Source organism: Pseudarthrobacter xylosi (assembly GCF_055412765.1).
The window spans coordinates 142,508-158,656 of the sequence record NZ_JBVAYT010000001.1; the positions used below are offsets into that span (position 1 = coordinate 142,508).

General features: G+C 60.9%; 17 protein-coding genes. 8 read left to right on the forward strand and 9 right to left on the reverse strand.

Going from position 1 to position 16,149, the window contains the following annotated elements; genetic code table 11:
- Positions 1–77 precede the first annotated feature (77 nt).
- Positions 78–1,127, reverse strand: coding sequence for a glycosyltransferase (locus tag ACZY1F_RS00650; protein WP_463939739.1), 1,050 nt, complete (start codon positions 1,125–1,127; stop codon positions 78–80).
- A 355-nt stretch (positions 1,128–1,482) separates the two neighbouring features.
- Here ACZY1F_RS00650 and ACZY1F_RS00655 point away from each other — a divergent pair, with 355 nt between their 5' ends.
- The 5 genes from ACZY1F_RS00655 to ACZY1F_RS00675 all read left to right on the forward strand — a co-directional run bounded on the left by ACZY1F_RS00655 (position 1,483) and on the right by ACZY1F_RS00675 (position 7,736).
- Positions 1,483–2,919 carry a sugar transferase gene (locus ACZY1F_RS00655; RefSeq protein WP_463939740.1) on the forward strand — a complete coding sequence of 479 codons (1,437 nt, stop codon included), beginning with the start codon at positions 1,483–1,485 and terminating at the stop codon, positions 2,917–2,919.
- A gap of 45 nt (positions 2,920–2,964) precedes the next feature.
- Positions 2,965–4,278, forward strand: coding sequence for a UDP-glucose dehydrogenase family protein (locus ACZY1F_RS00660; protein WP_463939741.1), 1,314 nt, complete (start codon positions 2,965–2,967; stop codon positions 4,276–4,278).
- A 3-nt stretch (positions 4,279–4,281) separates the two neighbouring features.
- Positions 4,282–6,150, forward strand: a complete 1,869-nt coding sequence (locus ACZY1F_RS00665; RefSeq protein ID WP_463939743.1) for a DUF4012 domain-containing protein — start codon at positions 4,282–4,284, stop codon at positions 6,148–6,150.
- Between the two features lie 177 nt (positions 6,151–6,327).
- Positions 6,328–6,951 (forward strand): LPXTG cell wall anchor domain-containing protein, encoded by a 624-nt coding sequence (locus ACZY1F_RS00670; RefSeq protein WP_463939744.1) that lies wholly within the window; start codon positions 6,328–6,330, stop codon positions 6,949–6,951.
- 338 nt (positions 6,952–7,289) lie between these two features.
- A complete protein-coding gene (locus ACZY1F_RS00675) occupies positions 7,290–7,736 on the forward strand; it encodes a VanZ family protein (RefSeq protein WP_463939745.1) in 447 nt (148 codons plus the stop codon).
- A gap of 22 nt (positions 7,737–7,758) precedes the next feature.
- On the opposite strand, the gene galU is transcribed toward ACZY1F_RS00675, so the two are convergent.
- The 7 genes from galU to paaA are packed head-to-tail and all read right to left on the reverse strand — an operon-like array spanning position 7,759 to position 13,507.
- Positions 7,759–8,649 carry a UTP--glucose-1-phosphate uridylyltransferase GalU gene (galU, locus tag ACZY1F_RS00680; protein WP_463939746.1) on the reverse strand — a complete coding sequence of 297 codons (891 nt, stop codon included), beginning with the start codon at positions 8,647–8,649 and terminating at the stop codon, positions 7,759–7,761.
- Positions 8,650–8,700: 51 nt separating this feature from the next.
- A complete protein-coding gene (locus ACZY1F_RS00685) occupies positions 8,701–9,489 on the reverse strand; it encodes an enoyl-CoA hydratase/isomerase family protein (protein ID WP_463939748.1) in 789 nt (262 codons plus the stop codon).
- Between the two features lie 7 nt (positions 9,490–9,496).
- Positions 9,497–10,738 carry a 1,2-phenylacetyl-CoA epoxidase subunit PaaE gene (paaE, locus tag ACZY1F_RS00690; protein WP_463939749.1) on the reverse strand — a complete coding sequence of 414 codons (1,242 nt, stop codon included), beginning with the start codon at positions 10,736–10,738 and terminating at the stop codon, positions 9,497–9,499.
- 9 nt (positions 10,739–10,747) lie between these two features.
- Complete coding sequence (gene paaD, locus ACZY1F_RS00695; protein WP_463939750.1) at positions 10,748–11,284, reverse strand: 1,2-phenylacetyl-CoA epoxidase subunit PaaD; 537 nt, start codon at positions 11,282–11,284, stop codon at positions 10,748–10,750.
- Entirely contained in the window at positions 11,281–12,123 is an 843-nt protein-coding gene (gene paaC, locus ACZY1F_RS00700) for a 1,2-phenylacetyl-CoA epoxidase subunit PaaC (RefSeq protein ID WP_463939751.1), read from the reverse strand. The genes paaD and paaC overlap by 4 nt, the downstream gene beginning before the upstream one ends.
- A complete protein-coding gene (gene paaB, locus ACZY1F_RS00705) occupies positions 12,120–12,503 on the reverse strand; it encodes a 1,2-phenylacetyl-CoA epoxidase subunit PaaB (protein ID WP_463939752.1) in 384 nt (127 codons plus the stop codon). Before paaB ends, paaC begins: the two co-directional genes overlap by 4 nt.
- A complete protein-coding gene (paaA, locus tag ACZY1F_RS00710; protein WP_463939753.1) occupies positions 12,500–13,507 on the reverse strand; it encodes a 1,2-phenylacetyl-CoA epoxidase subunit PaaA in 1,008 nt (335 codons plus the stop codon). Before paaA ends, paaB begins: the two co-directional genes overlap by 4 nt.
- A gap of 226 nt (positions 13,508–13,733) precedes the next feature.
- Between paaA and ACZY1F_RS00715 the strand changes: the two genes are divergently transcribed.
- The 3 genes from ACZY1F_RS00715 (at position 13,734) to ACZY1F_RS00725 (ending at position 15,278) form a co-directional block, all read left to right on the forward strand.
- Positions 13,734–14,219, forward strand: coding sequence for a DUF2127 domain-containing protein (locus ACZY1F_RS00715; protein ID WP_463939754.1), 486 nt, complete (start codon positions 13,734–13,736; stop codon positions 14,217–14,219).
- A gap of 148 nt (positions 14,220–14,367) precedes the next feature.
- The gene (locus tag ACZY1F_RS00720) at positions 14,368–14,805 is read left to right on the forward strand and encodes a DUF1003 domain-containing protein (protein ID WP_463939755.1); all 438 of its coding nucleotides are present in this window, start codon (positions 14,368–14,370) and stop codon (positions 14,803–14,805) included.
- Between the two features lie 176 nt (positions 14,806–14,981).
- Positions 14,982–15,278, forward strand: coding sequence for a hypothetical protein (locus ACZY1F_RS00725; RefSeq protein ID WP_463939756.1), 297 nt, complete (start codon positions 14,982–14,984; stop codon positions 15,276–15,278).
- 267 nt (positions 15,279–15,545) lie between these two features.
- Here ACZY1F_RS00725 and ACZY1F_RS00730 read toward each other — a convergent pair whose 3' ends face one another.
- Positions 15,546–15,947, reverse strand: a complete 402-nt coding sequence (locus ACZY1F_RS00730) for a YunG family protein (protein ID WP_463939757.1) — start codon at positions 15,945–15,947, stop codon at positions 15,546–15,548.
- Positions 15,948–16,149 lie beyond the last annotated feature (202 nt).

Genomic DNA, 16,149 nt, shown 5'->3' on the forward strand with positions numbered 1-16,149 from the left:
CGAGAGACAACCCCAAAGGCCCGGCCTAAGGGCTGGAGGATATTGCTCGCTGGGTTCTGCGCCTGCGTCCTGAGTACTTACCGACTTCGGTACAGATCCCCTAGGGCGCTCGCTTGGGCCTCGTCGTTGCAATCGGCCAAGGCTTCGGCCGTTAGTTTCACCATGTCCCTACGAAAGCTGGAGGAGATGAGGCTCTGCCACCCCTCCACCAAGTCGGCCGGCGAGTCAATAAGCAGTGGCATGTCTACACCATTGAAGGCTGCGATATTTCTTGCGACGATGGGCACCCCGATGTGTGATGCCTCAAGTACGGCGATGGGAAATCCTTCCCACTGCGCCGAATGAATGTAGACATCCGCTGCCTTGAGTTGGTCCAGGACCCCGCTGCGTGGCAGCCAGCCAGTCAATTCAATATTGGCCTTCGTGAGCATACGTTCTGTCTCTGGGTCGCCTCCCCCTATCCAGACTGCGTCTATATCAAATCCCGCTTTCCGAAGATCGATGATGCAGTCCCGGAAAAACGTAGGATCCTTTTGAGGACCCAGACGGCCAGCACCAACCACCCTCGTTACTACATCTTGAAATTGCAGTTCACCAGGCCCGTCAAGATCCTTTGAGGCTACGTTGGGAATGTGAATGCTACGTGCTGAAGACAGTGGCCAATTAGATAGTTCTTCCTCCCTTTTTGAACACGCTGCGAACGCGGTGGTATTGAAGGAAAGTAGCCATTCCATGGCCCAATATACGAAGCGATGAGATGCGCTGCTATCTCTTCTCTCAAAGCCGTAACAGTGTGGCGTGTATATGATCGGCCGGCTAACGCTTTTTACAATCGCCGCGCGAACGTAGGCTCCGGCAAAACTTGAATGAGCGTGGACGATTGCTGTTGGGTGCTGCCTGAAATAGCGGCGCAAGTCACTGACACGACGGACGTGACCCGACCTGAGTCTCGTGACCGAAGCGAAGTCCGCGATATCCGACTCTTCAACCGGAGCGTCATCTCTCGGCGCATAGACAAGATGATGCTCGGCCGAAGGATAATTTCGGCAGTAGTCACGTATCGCGGCCGCCACACCCCCGCCAAAGCTTTCGGTCACATGCACCACCGGACGCATTCGTGCCGTCAATTCTTACTCTTAAATTGTCCCCAGCCCATGCCTTAAATATAGGGCAAGGGTGCAGCATAGTCCGGCGTGGACATGTGACATTCGTTACACTATTGCGGCAGCCTTGACAAGCTCTCGATATCGGCTCAATTCTTGTTTCTTACTGCGGGTTCAGACTGACACATTTGCACACTTAGCAAGGATCGGGGACTATTATCAACAGGCCCTGCAAGGATTATCAAGGCCTTGTATGACTTGCTGTCGTCCGCTTCGTCAGACGCAATTCTCGAGAGAACTGAAACTGATGCGGCGAGGGTGCCCAGACCTGGGTTCCGTACATCAGTGGACGGACCCGGCCGAATTAATGGGGGGCGCTTTGAATCAAGAAGTGGATTGGCGGGGTCGACTATCCCGCCTTCTCGGAGTCGTGGATGCAGTTGTCATAACCTGGGCCGTACTTGGCGCGTATGTCGTGCGGTTCGGCATAGACACTGGCCTGAACGTCACCGGGCAGGAAGCCACCTACGGATGGCTTTCCGCCGTTCTGATCGTTACGTGGTGGTTGATGCTCGGCGCATGGACCAGCCGCAACTACCGGGTGCTGGGCAGCGGCGCTGACGAGTACAAGCGTGTCGCGGCGGCCTCGCTCTGGCTCTTTGGCGCCGTCGCAATTTTTTCCTACGTTTTCCGGATTGATACAGCCCGTGGATACGTCGGGGTTGCCCTACCGGCAGGGCTCGGCGGTCTACTCCTTGCTCGCTGGCTCGTGCGTCAGCACCTCAACGTGAACCGTCAACGCGGTAAGAGCATGCAGCGGCTGCTACTTTTGGGCGGCCCAGGAGCTGTCGCGCATCTGGCTGAGTCTTTTGCGCGTTCCAAGCATGCCGGTTATTTGCCAGTCGCTGCTTACTCCCCCGGTGCTACGGACCAGCAGAGTCGCCCATCGGCATCTGGCCTTCCCGTCTTGGGATCCAGCTCTGATCCGAAGCTAATACTGGACGCGATCACCTTTTGCAGCGCGGACGCTGTTGCAGTATCTGCTGGCGTTCAACTGCACCCGCAGACCCTTCGCCACCTGGGGTGGGAACTTGCTTCGCGCAATATTGGATTGATCATGGCTCCAGCTCTCACTGATATTGCCGGTCCGCGAATACACACGCAACAAGTGGCTGGGCTCCCTTTGATTCATGTGACGACCCCGACTCTTGAGGGAGGTCAACGCGTGGCCAAGAGGCTCTTCGATGTGGCTGTTTCGGGACTCCTAATCATCATCGCGTCACCCATTATGGCCGTAGTTGCCATGATGGTTCGGATTGACAGCAAGGGGCCCGTCCTCTTCAAACAGGAGCGTGTCGGCATCGAAGGATCGCACTTCAGGATGTTGAAGTTTCGGTCGATGGTTGTAGATGCTGAAAAGCAGCTCGAGCACATCACTCATATGAACGAAGGCAGCGGAGTCCTGTTCAAAATTAGGAACGATCCGCGAGTTACGCGGGTGGGAAGCGTACTCCGCAGATACAGCTTGGATGAACTTCCTCAGCTTTTTAACATTTTTGGCGGATCCATGAGCTTGGTAGGACCACGACCACCGCTGCCTCTAGAAGTTGAAGCTTACGAGCATGATGTCCGCAGACGGCTCATGGTTAGGCCCGGGCTCACGGGATTATGGCAGGTCAGCGGTCGCTCCAATCTTTCGTGGCAGGATTCCGTCAGGCTCGACCTTTACTACGTGGAGAACTGGTCCCTCACGGGGGATCTGGTTATCTTGCTTCGAACGGTGCGCGCGGTATTTCGCAGCACCGGTGCCTACTAGAATTACGACCTTTGCATAAACGCCCTCTGGGGGAAGGAATTGACAATGCGAATTTCTGTCATTGGTTGCGGTTATCTCGGAGCCGTGCATGCAGCATGCATGGCCAAGTTGGGCCATGAAGTAGTGGGCATTGATGTGGATCAACGAAAAATCGATGCGCTATCGGCTGCCAAGGCACCGTTTTACGAACCGGGATTGGAAGACCTCCTTAGGGAGGTCCAGGACACAGGACGACTAACCTTCAGTACGGACATGTCCGTGGCTGAAGGCAGCGCAGTCCATTTCGTCTGTGTGGGTACGCCACAAAAAAAGGGAGAAAATGGAGCTGATCTGACCTACGTGGACGCGGCCGTATCGGGCCTTCTCCCATTCTTGTCGCCGGGCGATGTCGTCGTTGGAAAGTCCACTGTTCCAGTCGGGACAGCCCAACGGCTATCGAGCCTTGTCAAAGACCATCAACCTGAGGCGCATCTGGTCTGGAATCCCGAGTTTCTGCGGGAGGGTCACGCCGTGTCGGACACACTGCATCCAGATAGGTTCGTCTACGGAGTTGAAGATGGCTCGGAAGATCACCCCACGGTTGCCGTGTTGGATGAAGTTTATTCCACGCCACTTTCGGAAGGCACGCCGCGGCTTGTCACGGACCACCCGACTGCCGAACTCGTGAAAACTGCAGCCAACTCGTTTCTCGCCACAAAGATCTCTTTCATCAATGCCATGGCAGAGGTATGCGAAGCCGCAGGCGCGGACGTGTCTAGCCTGGCCGATGCTATCGGTATGGACGATCGTATCGGCCGTAAATTTCTGAATGCTGGAATTGGCTTCGGAGGTGGGTGCCTACCCAAAGACATTCGCGCATTCATGGCGCGAGCTGGTGAACTCGGTGCCGACCAGGCATTGACGTTCCTGCGGGAGGTGGATGCCATCAACATGCGTCGCCGAACCAGAGTAGTGGAACTGACTCGCGAACTCTGTGGTGGACTATTGCTTGGACAGCGAATTACTGTTCTAGGCGCTGCATTCAAACCCGAAAGTGATGACGTCCGGGATTCGCCCGCGCTGAGTATCGCTGCCCAACTCCAGTTACAAGGGGCGGTCGTTACAGTGACCGACCCCGAAGCACTCCAGAATGCAGCACAGCGGTTCCCGGAACTTCACTACGAAGCCGACACTGATGTCGCAGTCAAGGGCGCAGACGCGGTCCTTCTGCTGACGGAATGGAGGGAGTATCGCGAGCTCGATCCGTTTGGGCTCTCCGGCTTGGTCGCGTCGCCTCGAATTCTTGACGGACGGAACGTTCTGGACCCAGTCAAGTGGCGCTCTGCAGGATGGATCTATCGCGGCATGGGGCGTCCTTAGGCAATGGCAGATCCGAACCGCGTCAAGCCTCTACGTGTCGTTTCCGGCAGGAGCAAGGACCAAACGAGGCCGTCTCGTAAGCGCCGTCTTATTCTGACCGTATCGGTGGTGTCGACGCTTGTTGTTCTTCTCTCGACCGTCACCCTGTGGCTCGGTACTAGGGCGTCAATAATAAATGCAGAGCTCAACACCTCGACAGAATTGATCTCAACTCTGAAGGGTCAGATAACGGAGAATAACCCGGACAAGGCCTCCGCGACAGCCGAGCAGATTCGTCTCCATACAACCGCGGCTCGAGAAGCTGCCAATGATCCGCTCTGGAATCTGGCCGCAACATTGCCCCTAGCGGGGCCAAACTTCAGTGCCGTATCCGAAGTGGCCCGCTCCGCCGACGATGTGGCAACTCTCGGCTTGACACCCCTTGTGAAAGTCTTTAGTTCGCTTAACTGGGACAGCCTGCTGCCAAGCAGTTCAGGGACAAATCTGGAACCACTCAAAATTGCGTCGCCGAGTGTCTCGAGTGCCGCATACGCGGTTCGTTCGTCCGCGGACCGCCTGGACCAGATCGATTCAAGCAAGCTCCTAACCCAAGTAGCAGAGCCACTAAATCGAGCCAAGGGCGAACTCAACGAGGTAACTGGAACTCTCGATGCCGCCGCCTCTGCGTCTCAGGTCCTGCCGGCGATGCTCGGGTCTGAATCTCGCCGTGATTACCTCCTCGTGATACAAAACAACGCAGAGGCTAGAGCCTCCGGTGGAATTCCCGGAGCATTGGCAGTACTTACTGTAGAAAACGGCAAGATGACTTTGGGGGCCCAAAGCAGCGCAGCCGAAGTCGGCATCATGTCACCTTTAGTGCCCACAGACCCCGAGCAACTTGGGATTTACTCGGGTCGCATGGGGAAGTTCATGCAAGACGTTAATTTGACCCCTGATTTCCCGACGGCAGCTTCCACAGCTCAGGCTATGTGGGAGCGAAAAACAGGACAGAGGGTAAGCGGAGTCATTTCCATCGATCCGGTGGCACTCAGTTACATTCTGGATGCTACTGGTCCTGTCACGCTGACAAACCCTGAACTCGTAGCGCTGGCACGAGGAAATCTTCCTACACAGCTGTCCAGCCACAACGTCGTTCAGACGTTGTTGTCAGACGTGTACTCAAAGATCCAGCAGCCGACGAGGCAGGACGCATATTTCGCTGGCGTAGCCCAGGAAATATTTGCCGCACTGGCTAACGGCAAAGGCAACGCGAGGGGCTTAGTTGAAGGCTTTACTCGCGGAGCCGAAGAGGGGCGAGTGCTCGTCTGGTCTGGAGCCACCCAGGAACAGAACATCATCAGCGAGTACCGCCTCGGCGGGTCGATCAATGGCCCCAGTGTGTCTCCAGCTCAGTTCGGCGTCTACTTCAATGACGGCACCGGCGCGAAGATGGACTACTACGTAAAGCGGACTGTCCAACTGGTGAAGGAATGCGCGAAGGACGGCTACGAACAGTCCACGGTCCGCATTACAAGCACCAACACTGCCCCTGCGGATGCCGCGACGTCCCTGCCGGACTATGTCACGGGCGGCGGCTCCTTTGGTGTGCCGCCGGGGTCTGTGCAAACAAACATCGTGGGCTACGGTCCGGTCCAGGCAAATGTGGAGGCTGCGATAGTTAATGGCAAGAAAGTAAGCTTTGCCGCACACAGGCACGCCAACAGACCGGTGGGATCCGTGACCGTCAGGTTGGCACCAGGGCAAAGCACCACGGTTGAATTCACGTTTGGCAAGATTGTGCAGCACACCGAACCTAACGTAGTTGTCACGCCGACCGTTCAGAACGTCAAGGATGTGATCCTGGCCACAGAATCTTTGGAATGCGGGCAGTAGTTATAGACGGCGCGTTAACACTATGTAAACCGTCTGGATTGACGTTGCTCACAGCGCGTGCGGAATGGTACCTTCTTTTTGGGATATACATCCGGATTTTCTGCACAGGTCTCGTGCGGCGAGGAAACCTCCTCAATCGGATAAATCAAAAACTTAAAAGTCTCCGGGGGGACAACAATGAAAAAAACACTCGCAGCACTCGCACTCGTAGGATCAATTGCTCTCGTTGGCGCAGGGCCGGCCATGGCAGTAGCACCGGCTTCATACCCGGCACCAACACCCAGCGGCACGGTTTCTGACGGCACCGTTGCACCCGGCGAAACCTTCACGTTCACCCTGAGCGGCTTCGGGCCGTTCGAAGTCGTGACCATCACGGTCACCCTGACAGGTGCTCCGCAGGCTATCGGCGGAAGCTTCTCGGGCGGGGCCAGCATGGCCGTTCCGACCAAGATCACGTTGCCGCTGGCACCGTCCACGTTCACCGCAACGGCTGACGCAAACGGAAACGTCTCCTTTCCCTTGAGCCTCTCAGAGGCTGGCACCTACACCCTTACCGCGGTTGGAACTTCAGGAAGGACCGTCACCAGCAGCGTCACAGTGGCAGGCCCCGCCGCTGGCGGCACCGGCTTGGCCAACACCAGTGGCGGCGCTCCGCTAGCAAACACCGGATCTGGCCTGGCCAACACCGGTGCCGACTCCGGCCTCATCCTCTGGACCCTGGTTGGCGCTGGCGCGCTTGCCGCTGGTGCAGCATCTGTAGTTGTAGTTCGCCGCCGCGCCAAGTCCGAGGCAGCAGCGTAACGGCAGCACCTACAAGCACCAAAGAGGGTGGGTGGTACTCCGGGAAAACCGGAGAACCACCCACCCTCTGCGTTTAAGGTTTCGACAGGCTCAACCACCGAAGAACCAGGCTCAACCACCGAAGAGACAGTTTTAACCACCGCAGCGACCGGCTCGGCCACCGGCATTGTGGTATTTATGATCTATGGGGAGACATTGGCGCCAAACACCATGGGAGTTCGACTTATCCCTCCCCTTTCCTTTCGTCCGGGCACTCCCCCACGTCCTACTCGGGCTGTTCGCCGTGTTGGCATTTGCAACGGCCACTCTTGCCCTTTTGAGAACCGCCTGAGGACTGCTTGAAATACCTAAAGAGCCGTGGACTCTGGCGGTCCGTCCTGCTGGCAATGATGATCCCTCTGGGGCTGATTGCCTTTTGGCCCAGCCCGGTTGATGCTCCGGTGCAGGGCCAGCTCGCCGACTTCCTGAAATTCCTCCACGCGCACGGAATTCCAGCCTGGGTCAATTACAAATTCGTAGAGGCATCCGCCAACGTATTCCTGTTCATTCCGCTTGGTGTCGTGGCGGCGCTTGGCTATCCCAAAAGAAACTGGTGGCAGATCGGAGCGTTTGGACTGATTGTCTCGGCCTGCATCGAGCTGGGCCAACTGCTTTTTCTTAACAATCGATTCGCGAGTGCGCTGGATCTTGTCACAAACACTGGAGGGGCCGTAATTGGCGCTCTCCTGGTCACTGCGGCCCTTAAACGCCTACAGGCCCGTCGCTGGTCAGCGGCAGGCCCGTAGGGCGTCACAGAAGCTTCAGGAGTTAGCCGACAAAGGCCTTCAGCCAGGTCTTCAGGTCCTCGCCGAACTCCACGCGCTCGGAAGCCAGAGTGATGACTGCCTTGAGGTAGCTCAGCTTGTCGCCGGTATCGAAGCGGCGGCCCTTGAAGACCACGCCGTAGACGCCGGAACCATCGCCTTCACCGGCTGCCAGAGTCTGGAGGGCATCGGTCAGCTGGATCTCTCCACCGCGGCCAGGTTCCGTGTTCTCCAGGACGCCGAAGACGGACGGGTGCAGCACGTACCGGCCGATGACGGCCAGGTTGGACGGCGCTTCGGCTATGGCCGGCTTCTCGACCAGTTTGTTGACGCGTACGTAGTCTTCGCCTTCAATGGCCGTGATGTCCGCGCAGCCGTACGCACTGATCTGCGAGGGGTCCACCTCGATCAGCGCGATGACCGAACCACCGGTCTTCTGCTGCACCTCGATCATGGTGGTGAGCAGGGTCTCGGCCTCATCGATGAGGTCGTCGCCCAGCAGTACGGCGAAAGGCTCATCACCCACATGCTGACGCGCACAGAGCACAGCATGGCCCAAGCCCTTGGCTTCGCCCTGGCGAACGTAGTGGATGGGGCCCAAGTCGGACGCCTCATGCACCAAGGCAAGGCGACCCTGATCGCCCTTCAGCTCCAGCGCGCGCTCCAATCCGGGTTCACGGTCGAAGTGGTCCTCGAGGGCACGCTTGCTGCGCCCCGTGATCATCAAGATGTCGTCGAGGCCAGCCTTGACGGCTTCCTCCACGACGTACTGGATAGCCGGGCGGTCAACAACCGGCAACATTTCCTTCGGCATCGCCTTAGTGGCGGGCAGGAAGCGCGTCCCCAAGCCGGCAGCAGGAATGACGGCTTTAGTAATAGATTTCCCCATAGTCATAGGTGAACCTTACAAATTGATTGCGAAAAAGTGCAATTGATTTCGACAGGCTCAACCACCGGTGCCGGTGAACTTGGGCTCACGTTTCTCCTGGAACGCCCGGAAACCTTCGGCATAATCATCGGTTTTACAGAGCCGGGCCTGCTCGGCGTTCTCCTCGGCCATGGCGTCCCACAGGCCCAGCCGCTGGTCGCGGATGTGCGCCACCAGCTCCTTGCTTGCCGTGAAGGCACCCGTAGCCCCGGTGGCCACCTTCGTCACAATTTCCCGGGTGTTGGCCAACAGTTCATCCGCCGGCATCGCCCGGCTGAACATCCCCTGCGCCACGGCCTCCGTCCCGGACATCAGCTCGGCCGTGTAGATCAGGTCCAGCGTCCGGTGCATGCCCAGCCGCTCGGTAAAGTACCAGTGCCCGCCCGAATCCAGCGTCGCCCCCAGCTTGGCGAACGGCGAGCCGAACTTCGCGTTCTCCGCCACGTACACCACGTCCGTGGCCAGCAGCAGGCCCAGCCCCACGCCCAGGCACGCGCCATGCGCGGCGGCGAACGTGGGAGCCGGGAATTCACTCATCTTCTTGAGCAGCGGCTGCACCAGCCCGCCCAGGTACGCCTCGGCGTCGTCCGTCTCCGGCGTTACGCCCGAAATGTCCCGGCCCGCGCAGAAGGCGCGGCCCTCTCCCCTGAGCAGCAGCGCCCGCACCTCACCGCGCGAGGCGGCGGCAGCAGCGTCGTCGTACGCCTGTGTTAAATCAGCCAGCGCCTGCTCGTCGAGCGAGTTCAGCTTGTACGGCGCATCCAGGACCACTTCGGCAATGTTGTTGGCGATGGAGAGGGAGATCATGGGTTCCTTAGACGTCGAAGTCGACTGTTACGTCTTTGCTGGTGGGGTGGCTTTGGCAGGTCAGGACGTACCCCTTGTCCAGTTCATCCTGCTCCAGCGCGTAGTTTTCGTCCATGGTCACGGTGCCGGTGACCAGTTTGGCGCGGCACGTGCCGCACACTCCCCCGGCGCACGCGAACGGCACATCCGCCCGGACCCGCAGCGCCGCGTTCAGGATCGACTCGCGGGCGTGCGTGGGGCTGGCCACCTCGCCCTGCAGGCCGTCCAGCTTGAACGTGATCTTGTACGTCTCCTGGGATTCGTCCACCACCACGGGGCGGCCGGCATGGCCCTCCGGGCGGTCCGGCTTGCCCGAGGTGAACAGCTCAAACCGCACGTGCTCCGGCTTCACCCCGCGCTCGGCCAGCGTGTCCCGGCACAGCTGCACCAGCTCAAACGGCCCGCACAGGAACCACTCGTCCACATCGTCCGCGTGGATGGCGGTGCCGAGGAGCTGCTGGAGCTTCTCGGCGTCGATCCTGCCGCTGAGCAGCGGCGCGATCCGCTGCTCGCGGGACAGCACGTGGTGGATGGCCAGCCGCTGCGGGTACCTGTCCTTCAGGTCCGCCAGCTCCTCCAGGAACATCACGTCCATGGCGGCCTTGTTGGCGTAGATCAGGTCAAAGCGCGTCTCCGGGTTGGCCGCCAGCAGCGTGCGGGCGATCGCGATCACCGGGGTGATGCCGCTCCCCGCCGCGATGGCCACAAAGGTGCCCGCCCCCTGGGAGGCGGCCTCCCCCGCCAGTTCCTCCGGGTGGTTCATGGAGTTCATGACGTTCTGCTCCACGGCCTGGCCGTCCCGGCCGTGCTTGGACACAAACGCGCCCATGGGGCTCATAACGTCCAGGGTGTCCCCCGCCTTCAGCTCCGCGTTGGCCCACGTGGAAAACAGCCCGCCCAGGTCCTGCTTCACGGCCACCCGGATCTCGCTGCTGCCGTCCGGAAAGCTGCGCGGCTCCGCGCAGATGGAGTAGCTGCGGCGCACCTCATGCGGCTCGCCGTTCTCATCCTGCAGCGTGGTGCGCAGGGCCACGTACTGGCCGGGCAGGTAGTCGAACTGGCCGGCCAGCTCTTCAGGTACTCCGAACGTCACCTCGATGGCATCCTCGGTCAGCCGGCGCACCTCCGCCACGGTCAGGGTGTGGAAGGACGGACGACGGCGGCCGCTGGCTAGCGCCGATTCGGCGGCGGTCTGGCGCACAACAGGCATGGGGCTTCCTTACAGGACTTTGAAGTAGTCGAACGGTTCCAAGCAGTCTTTGCAGACGTACAGCGCCTTGCAGGACGTGGAACCGAAGCGGGTGAGCTCCTTGGTGTTCAGGCTGGAGCACTGCGGGCATTTGACGGCCATTTTGAGCCTGATGGGGCCGTGGTGGCCGCCGGCTGCTGCCATGCCCGACGGCGGCGCGATGCCGTACTCCTGCAGCTTCGCCTTCCCGGCCTCGGTCATCCAGTCCGTGGTCCAGGCCGGGGCGAGCACCAGGTCCACCTCTGTATGTGGGTAGCCCTCTTTGGCGAAGGCTACTTTCAGGTCGTCGCGGATGGCGTCCATGGCCGGGCAGCCCGAGTACGTGGGCGTGATGGTGACTCTTACCTGTTGCCCTGCGACCTGGACGTCGCGGAGGATTCCCAGGTCCGCGATGGTGAGCACGGGGATCTCCGGATCGCAGACCGTGGCGGCGATGTCCCACGCCAGCTGCTGCTCTTTTGTCTGCCCCTGTGCCTGCTCCTGTGCAGCGATGGCCACCGCGGTCACCAGCTTGCTCCGGGGTATTCGCGCGCCAGGACCTGCATCTCCGCGAGGAGGTAGCCCAGGTGCTCTGAGTGCAGGCCATGCCGGCCGCCGCCCGGAGCAACCGCTACGTCCGGCACCTCCAGCTCCGCTTCGCTGAGGATCTCTCCCGTCAGGCGGTCAAAGTCCGCTTTCAGGCTGGAAGGCTCTACGGCGGCGCCCGCTTCAGCCAGGCGGGCGGTCAGCTCGTCGTCCTGGAAGAGCTCGGCGACGTAGGGCCACATCTGCTTCAGGCCCTGGATCATCCGGGCGCGGGATTCCTCGGTGCCGCCGGCGAGGCGGAGGACCCACTGGGCGCTGTGGTCCCGGTGGTAGTCCACTTCTTTCACGGCCTTGGCCGCGATGGCAGCGAGCGTGGCGTCCGTTGATTCCGTGAGCCTGCGGTAGAGCTCGAACTGGTAATAGCTCACCACGAACTGCCGGGCGATGGTGGCCGCGAAATCGCCGTTGGGTTGCTCAAAGATCGCGGCCGACCGGAATTCATGCTCGCGCCGGAAGTACGCCAGATCGTCCTCGGACTTGTCCCAGGCACCGCCCGCGTACGTGAGGAAGCTTCGTGCGTGGCCCAGCTGGTCCAGCGCGATATTGCCCAGGGCCACGTCCTCCTCCAGCTCGGGGCCGCGGGAGATCCAGTGGCCCAGCCGCTGCGCGAGAATCAGGCCGTCGTCGCCAAGGCGCAGCGAATACTCGGCCACGTCCTCGGTGGGCTTGGCCAGGCCGGTGCGGACCTCCAGGGCGATGTCCTCCGGGCGCAGGGCGTTGCCGGGGGTGATGCGGGTGGCCGATGCGTTGGATTCGCTCACAGGTGCTTCACTCCCTCGCTCTTGGTGTAATACGTGGCGTGCCGGTAGTCCTTGCCTTGCGGGGACTCGAAGAACGAGCCCTTGGCGTCCGGATCGCTGGCGGCGATGGCGTCGGCCGGGACCACCCAGATGGACACGCCCTCGTTACGGCGGGTGTAAAGGTCGCGGGCGTTGCGCAGGGCCATGGCGGCATCCGGCGCGTGTAGGGAGCCCGCGTGGACGTGGGACAGCCCGCGACTCGACCGGACAAAGACCTCCCAGAGGCCCCATCCGGTGGTTGATGGGATTTCGACAGGCTCAATCACCGGACTGTTTGCTGGGGCCACGCCGACCGGGGTCCCCGGCCGAGCTTGCGAGGTTGGGGAGTCGGTGGGGATCATGCTGCGTATTCCTTTGTCTTCATTGACTGTTTTGCTGCATAAGCGGCGGCTGCCTCGCGGACCCAGGCGCCGTCGTCGTGCGCTTCCCTCCGGCGCTCCAGGCGCTGGGCGTTGCAGGGGCCGCGGCCGGCCAGGACTTCCTTGAACTCGTCCCAGTCCAGCGGGCCGTGCTCCCACTTCTTGGTGTCCTCGTTGAAGCGGACCTCGTTGTCCGGGAGGGTGAGGCCCAGCACGCGGACCTGCTCCACCATCATTCCCACGAAGCGGCTGCGGAGTTCGTCGTTGCTGAAGCGCTTGATGTTCCAGGCCATGGACTGGCGGGAGTTGGGCGAATCGTCGTCCGGCGGGCCGAACATCATCAGGGCCGGCGCGTACCAGCGGTTTACGGCGTCCTGCGCCATCTGCTTCTGCTCCGGGGTGCCGTGGGCGAGTTCCAGCAGGATCTCGAAGCCCTGGCGCTGGTGGAACGATTCTTCCTTGCAGACTCGCACCATGGCGCGGCCGTAGGGGCCGTAGGAGGCGCGGCACAGCGGCACCTGGTTGCAGATGGCGGCGCCGTCCACCAGCCAGCCGATGGCACCCATGTCCGCCCAGGTGCGGGCCGGGTAGTTGAAGATGGACGAGTAGCGGGCCTTGCCGGCGATGAGATCGGCCATCATCTTGTCTCTTGTTTGACCGAGCGTCTCCGCGGCGGAATAGAGGTAGAGCCCGTGGCCGGCCTCGTCCTGGACCTTGGCCATCAGGATGGCCTTGCGCTTCAGGCTCGGGGCCCTTGAGATCCAGTTGGCTTCCGGCTGCATCCCGATGATCTCCGAGTGCGCGTGCTGGGAAATCTGGCGCAGCAGGGTCTTGCGGTAGGCGTCCGGCATCCAGTCTTTTGGTTCAATGCGGGAGTCGTCGGCGATCACGCGGTCAAAGTTGGCCTGGCCTTCCGCCTCTCGGCTGTCCTTGGCCTGGCTGTCCGCGGCTTGGCGGTCCGCGATACGCGGGGCGTTGGCTTCCATGGTTGCTCCTATGCACCTGCCTGGATTGGTCCGATTTATTTACCGACCGTTCGTTCAGGATATGCGGAGGGGCGCGAGGGCGTCAAGGACACGGGGCTTCCGGGCGGCGGCCCGCCCCCCGACGCTCTCTCACTTCCTGCAGCTTTTTCGGCCACGCTCTCTCACTACCTGGAGCCTTTTCGGCCACGCTCTCTCACTACCTGCTGCCTTTTCGGCCAAGGGAACCGTGGGATACTCCAGGCCCCGCGACTGGTGGGACCGGTTCTTCGCCGCCGGTGTTGTCCTCAAGGGACTGGACGGCGTGGCGGAACTAACCGGCGGCTTGCTGCTGCTCTTGCTGGATCCGGCCCAAATCCACAGCTTCGTCCTGCGCGTCGCGCAGCCGGAGCTGTCCGCAGACCCTAAGGACTTCATTGCCGTCCACCTGTTACAAGCCGCCGGCACCCTGACTGGCAGCACCGTCTTCTACGCCGCGCTCTACCTTCTCGCTCACGGCGCAGTAAAGGTGGTGCTCGTGGCGGCTTTGCTAATGAACAAGCCCTGGGCCTACCCCTGGATGATCGGCGTGCTCCTGGCCTTCATCGCCTACCAGCTTTACGAGTTCACGGTCGCGCCGACGGCAGGCCTGGCCGCCCTGACTATCTTCGATGCACTGGTCGTATTCCTGACCTGGCACGAATACGGCAGGCAGCGCCGGCACCAGGGAACTTAGCCGGCCGACCGGACAAGAGCACCGGGCTGCCCACTGGGTTTCGCTGGCCGACATGGGCTGTCGCTGACGCCGGGTTGGGCAACCGGTTCCTGAGAGTGCCTGTCTCAGTCCCTCGTAGGTTCCTGAACCGCCGGGACTACTCTGAGGCATGAATGATCGAGTACAGACCTGGCACGACCACCACAAAGCGTCCCTGACACGAGGCCAGCGGGCCGCCGATGTCATGCGCAACGGCATGGGAAGCTGGCCCTTCGTGGGAAGCTTCATCGGCTTCATGCTGATTTGGGCCGGCATCAACACCTGGGCGCTGGCGAACAACGCCTGGGACCCGTATCCCTATATTCTTTTGAACCTCTTGCTCTCCATGCTGGCCGGGCTCCAAGGCGCCATCCTGCTTATCGCCGCCAAGCGCCAGGATGCGATCGCCGCGGCGATGGCGCAGCACGACTTCGACACCAACGTGAAAGCGAAAGAAGAGATCGAGCTCTTGATGGACATCAACAACCAGCAACTGGAAATCCTGCACGAGCTCAGGAGGCTGGCGACCGCGGAAGGCCTTGACCTGGACCGCAGCCCGGGCACCTGACACGCCGTCACCCTCCCATTTTCCGTTCACTTCGCCGTGCGCAGGGCACAACGCTGAGGTCGGTGGACTCACCGCCGGCGTCTGGCAGTGGATGAGCATCGGGGCCGATTGGCTTTCACAGCCTCCACATAGGCATACGGTGCCCGGTTCCCATGTGGGGAGCCCATGATCAGAGTATGAGCGCATGGAGGAGAAAAATAGTTTCCGGGCTGGCATCCGTCGCGGCGTTTCTCCTGGTCGCAGCCGGCGTGGCCGGAATCGATGAAATGGCCAACGCCAAAATACCGGGGCTGGCCACCGGAACCGTGCAGACAACGACCATGAACACTGAGCCGGGGCTTGAGTATGTCCTTCTGGCTGGCCTTAACCACGGCTCACTTCCCGGTGGCTTCCCGAATGATGAACCCCGGGAAGAAAAGTACGACGAAAACTATCTTGAAACACTCCACTTCCAGCCACGTCCCGCAGCCTGAGAAGCTGAGAGCAGCGGCGGGGGCGCCTCCCGCCGTCGGACGTTGCTCCCCATTTCCTCCGTCCGGGGCACGTAAAGCCCGGCGTGTCCCGGGATTTGGTTGTCTTTTGGCGAACTGGGCAGGAGTGTGAATCGCAGCGATATATGACGGCGTTTCGCAGCGCGAAATGTCACCCCCGGCCGCCCGTTAGTCGCACCTTCAACGGACGTTCCGTGAGCGAACGGATCAGAGGTTCAGCGCGGACAGCACTCTTGCGCGAAGCAGCTGTTACTCGCGGACGTACGCTCGTGGCCCTCCTGGGGGTCGAACGACGACGCGGGGCTCCCCGATGATGCGGTGACTTCTGAATTGGTCTCGGATGAGGTCGATCTCCAGACTGCCGGGGAACCGGTTCCAGTAATGGACTTCGTCCTCCTCGTTGCCGCCGCTGACATCTGCGATGAGGAGATCGCCGCCGAGCAGGTCTTGAACGGTGAGAGCTGTGGGTCCGCACTGGCCGTGTCTGGCGTTGTCGGGGTGCCACTTCGCGACGCTCGGCGACCGCGGAAGAGGGCTCTCGCTAAGCCAGCCGCGAAGCACGCCACCAGGAGGAAGGAAACCGCGGTAATTGCCCACGTCGCGCTGAGGGCATCCATCACCATTTCTCTCGGTGATCCGTTTGGGGAACATTGGCGGGCGTTAAAGGGGACATTACGCGCTGCAAAATCCGCCACTTTATCGCAGCAATTTGTCCATTCTCGAAGTCATCTGCACTGACAACCCCAGAATTACGGGGGTAGTGCAGGCGCGTGTGAACAGACTGTGTCCAAACCCGGCTGCACTGCGGAACAGTTTGTACCGACGTCGCCTGTACCAAACGACGCAATCAGCT

Excerpts from the sequence above, each read along its gene's own strand:
- ACZY1F_RS00660 (WP_463939741.1), top strand. The coding sequence starts at position 2,965 with ATGCGAATTTCTGTCATTGGTTGCGGTTATCTCGGAGCCGTGCATGCA.
- ACZY1F_RS00665 (WP_463939743.1), top strand. The coding sequence starts at position 4,282 with ATGGCAGATCCGAACCGCGTCAAGCCTCTACGTGTCGTTTCCGGCAGG.
- ACZY1F_RS00670 (WP_463939744.1), top strand. The coding sequence starts at position 6,328 with ATGAAAAAAACACTCGCAGCACTCGCACTCGTAGGATCAATTGCTCTC.
- galU (WP_463939746.1), bottom strand. The coding sequence starts at position 8,649 with ATGACTATGGGGAAATCTATTACTAAAGCCGTCATTCCTGCTGCCGGC.
- ACZY1F_RS00685 (WP_463939748.1), bottom strand. The coding sequence starts at position 9,489 with ATGATCTCCCTCTCCATCGCCAACAACATTGCCGAAGTGGTCCTGGAT.
- paaE (WP_463939749.1), bottom strand. The coding sequence starts at position 10,738 with ATGCCTGTTGTGCGCCAGACCGCCGCCGAATCGGCGCTAGCCAGCGGC.
- paaB (WP_463939752.1), bottom strand. The coding sequence starts at position 12,503 with ATGATCCCCACCGACTCCCCAACCTCGCAAGCTCGGCCGGGGACCCCG.
- paaA (WP_463939753.1), bottom strand. The coding sequence starts at position 13,507 with ATGGAAGCCAACGCCCCGCGTATCGCGGACCGCCAAGCCGCGGACAGC.
- ACZY1F_RS00720 (WP_463939755.1), top strand. The coding sequence starts at position 14,368 with ATGAATGATCGAGTACAGACCTGGCACGACCACCACAAAGCGTCCCTG.
- ACZY1F_RS00725 (WP_463939756.1), top strand. The coding sequence starts at position 14,982 with ATGAGCGCATGGAGGAGAAAAATAGTTTCCGGGCTGGCATCCGTCGCG.
- ACZY1F_RS00730 (WP_463939757.1), bottom strand. The coding sequence starts at position 15,947 with ATGTTCCCCAAACGGATCACCGAGAGAAATGGTGATGGATGCCCTCAG.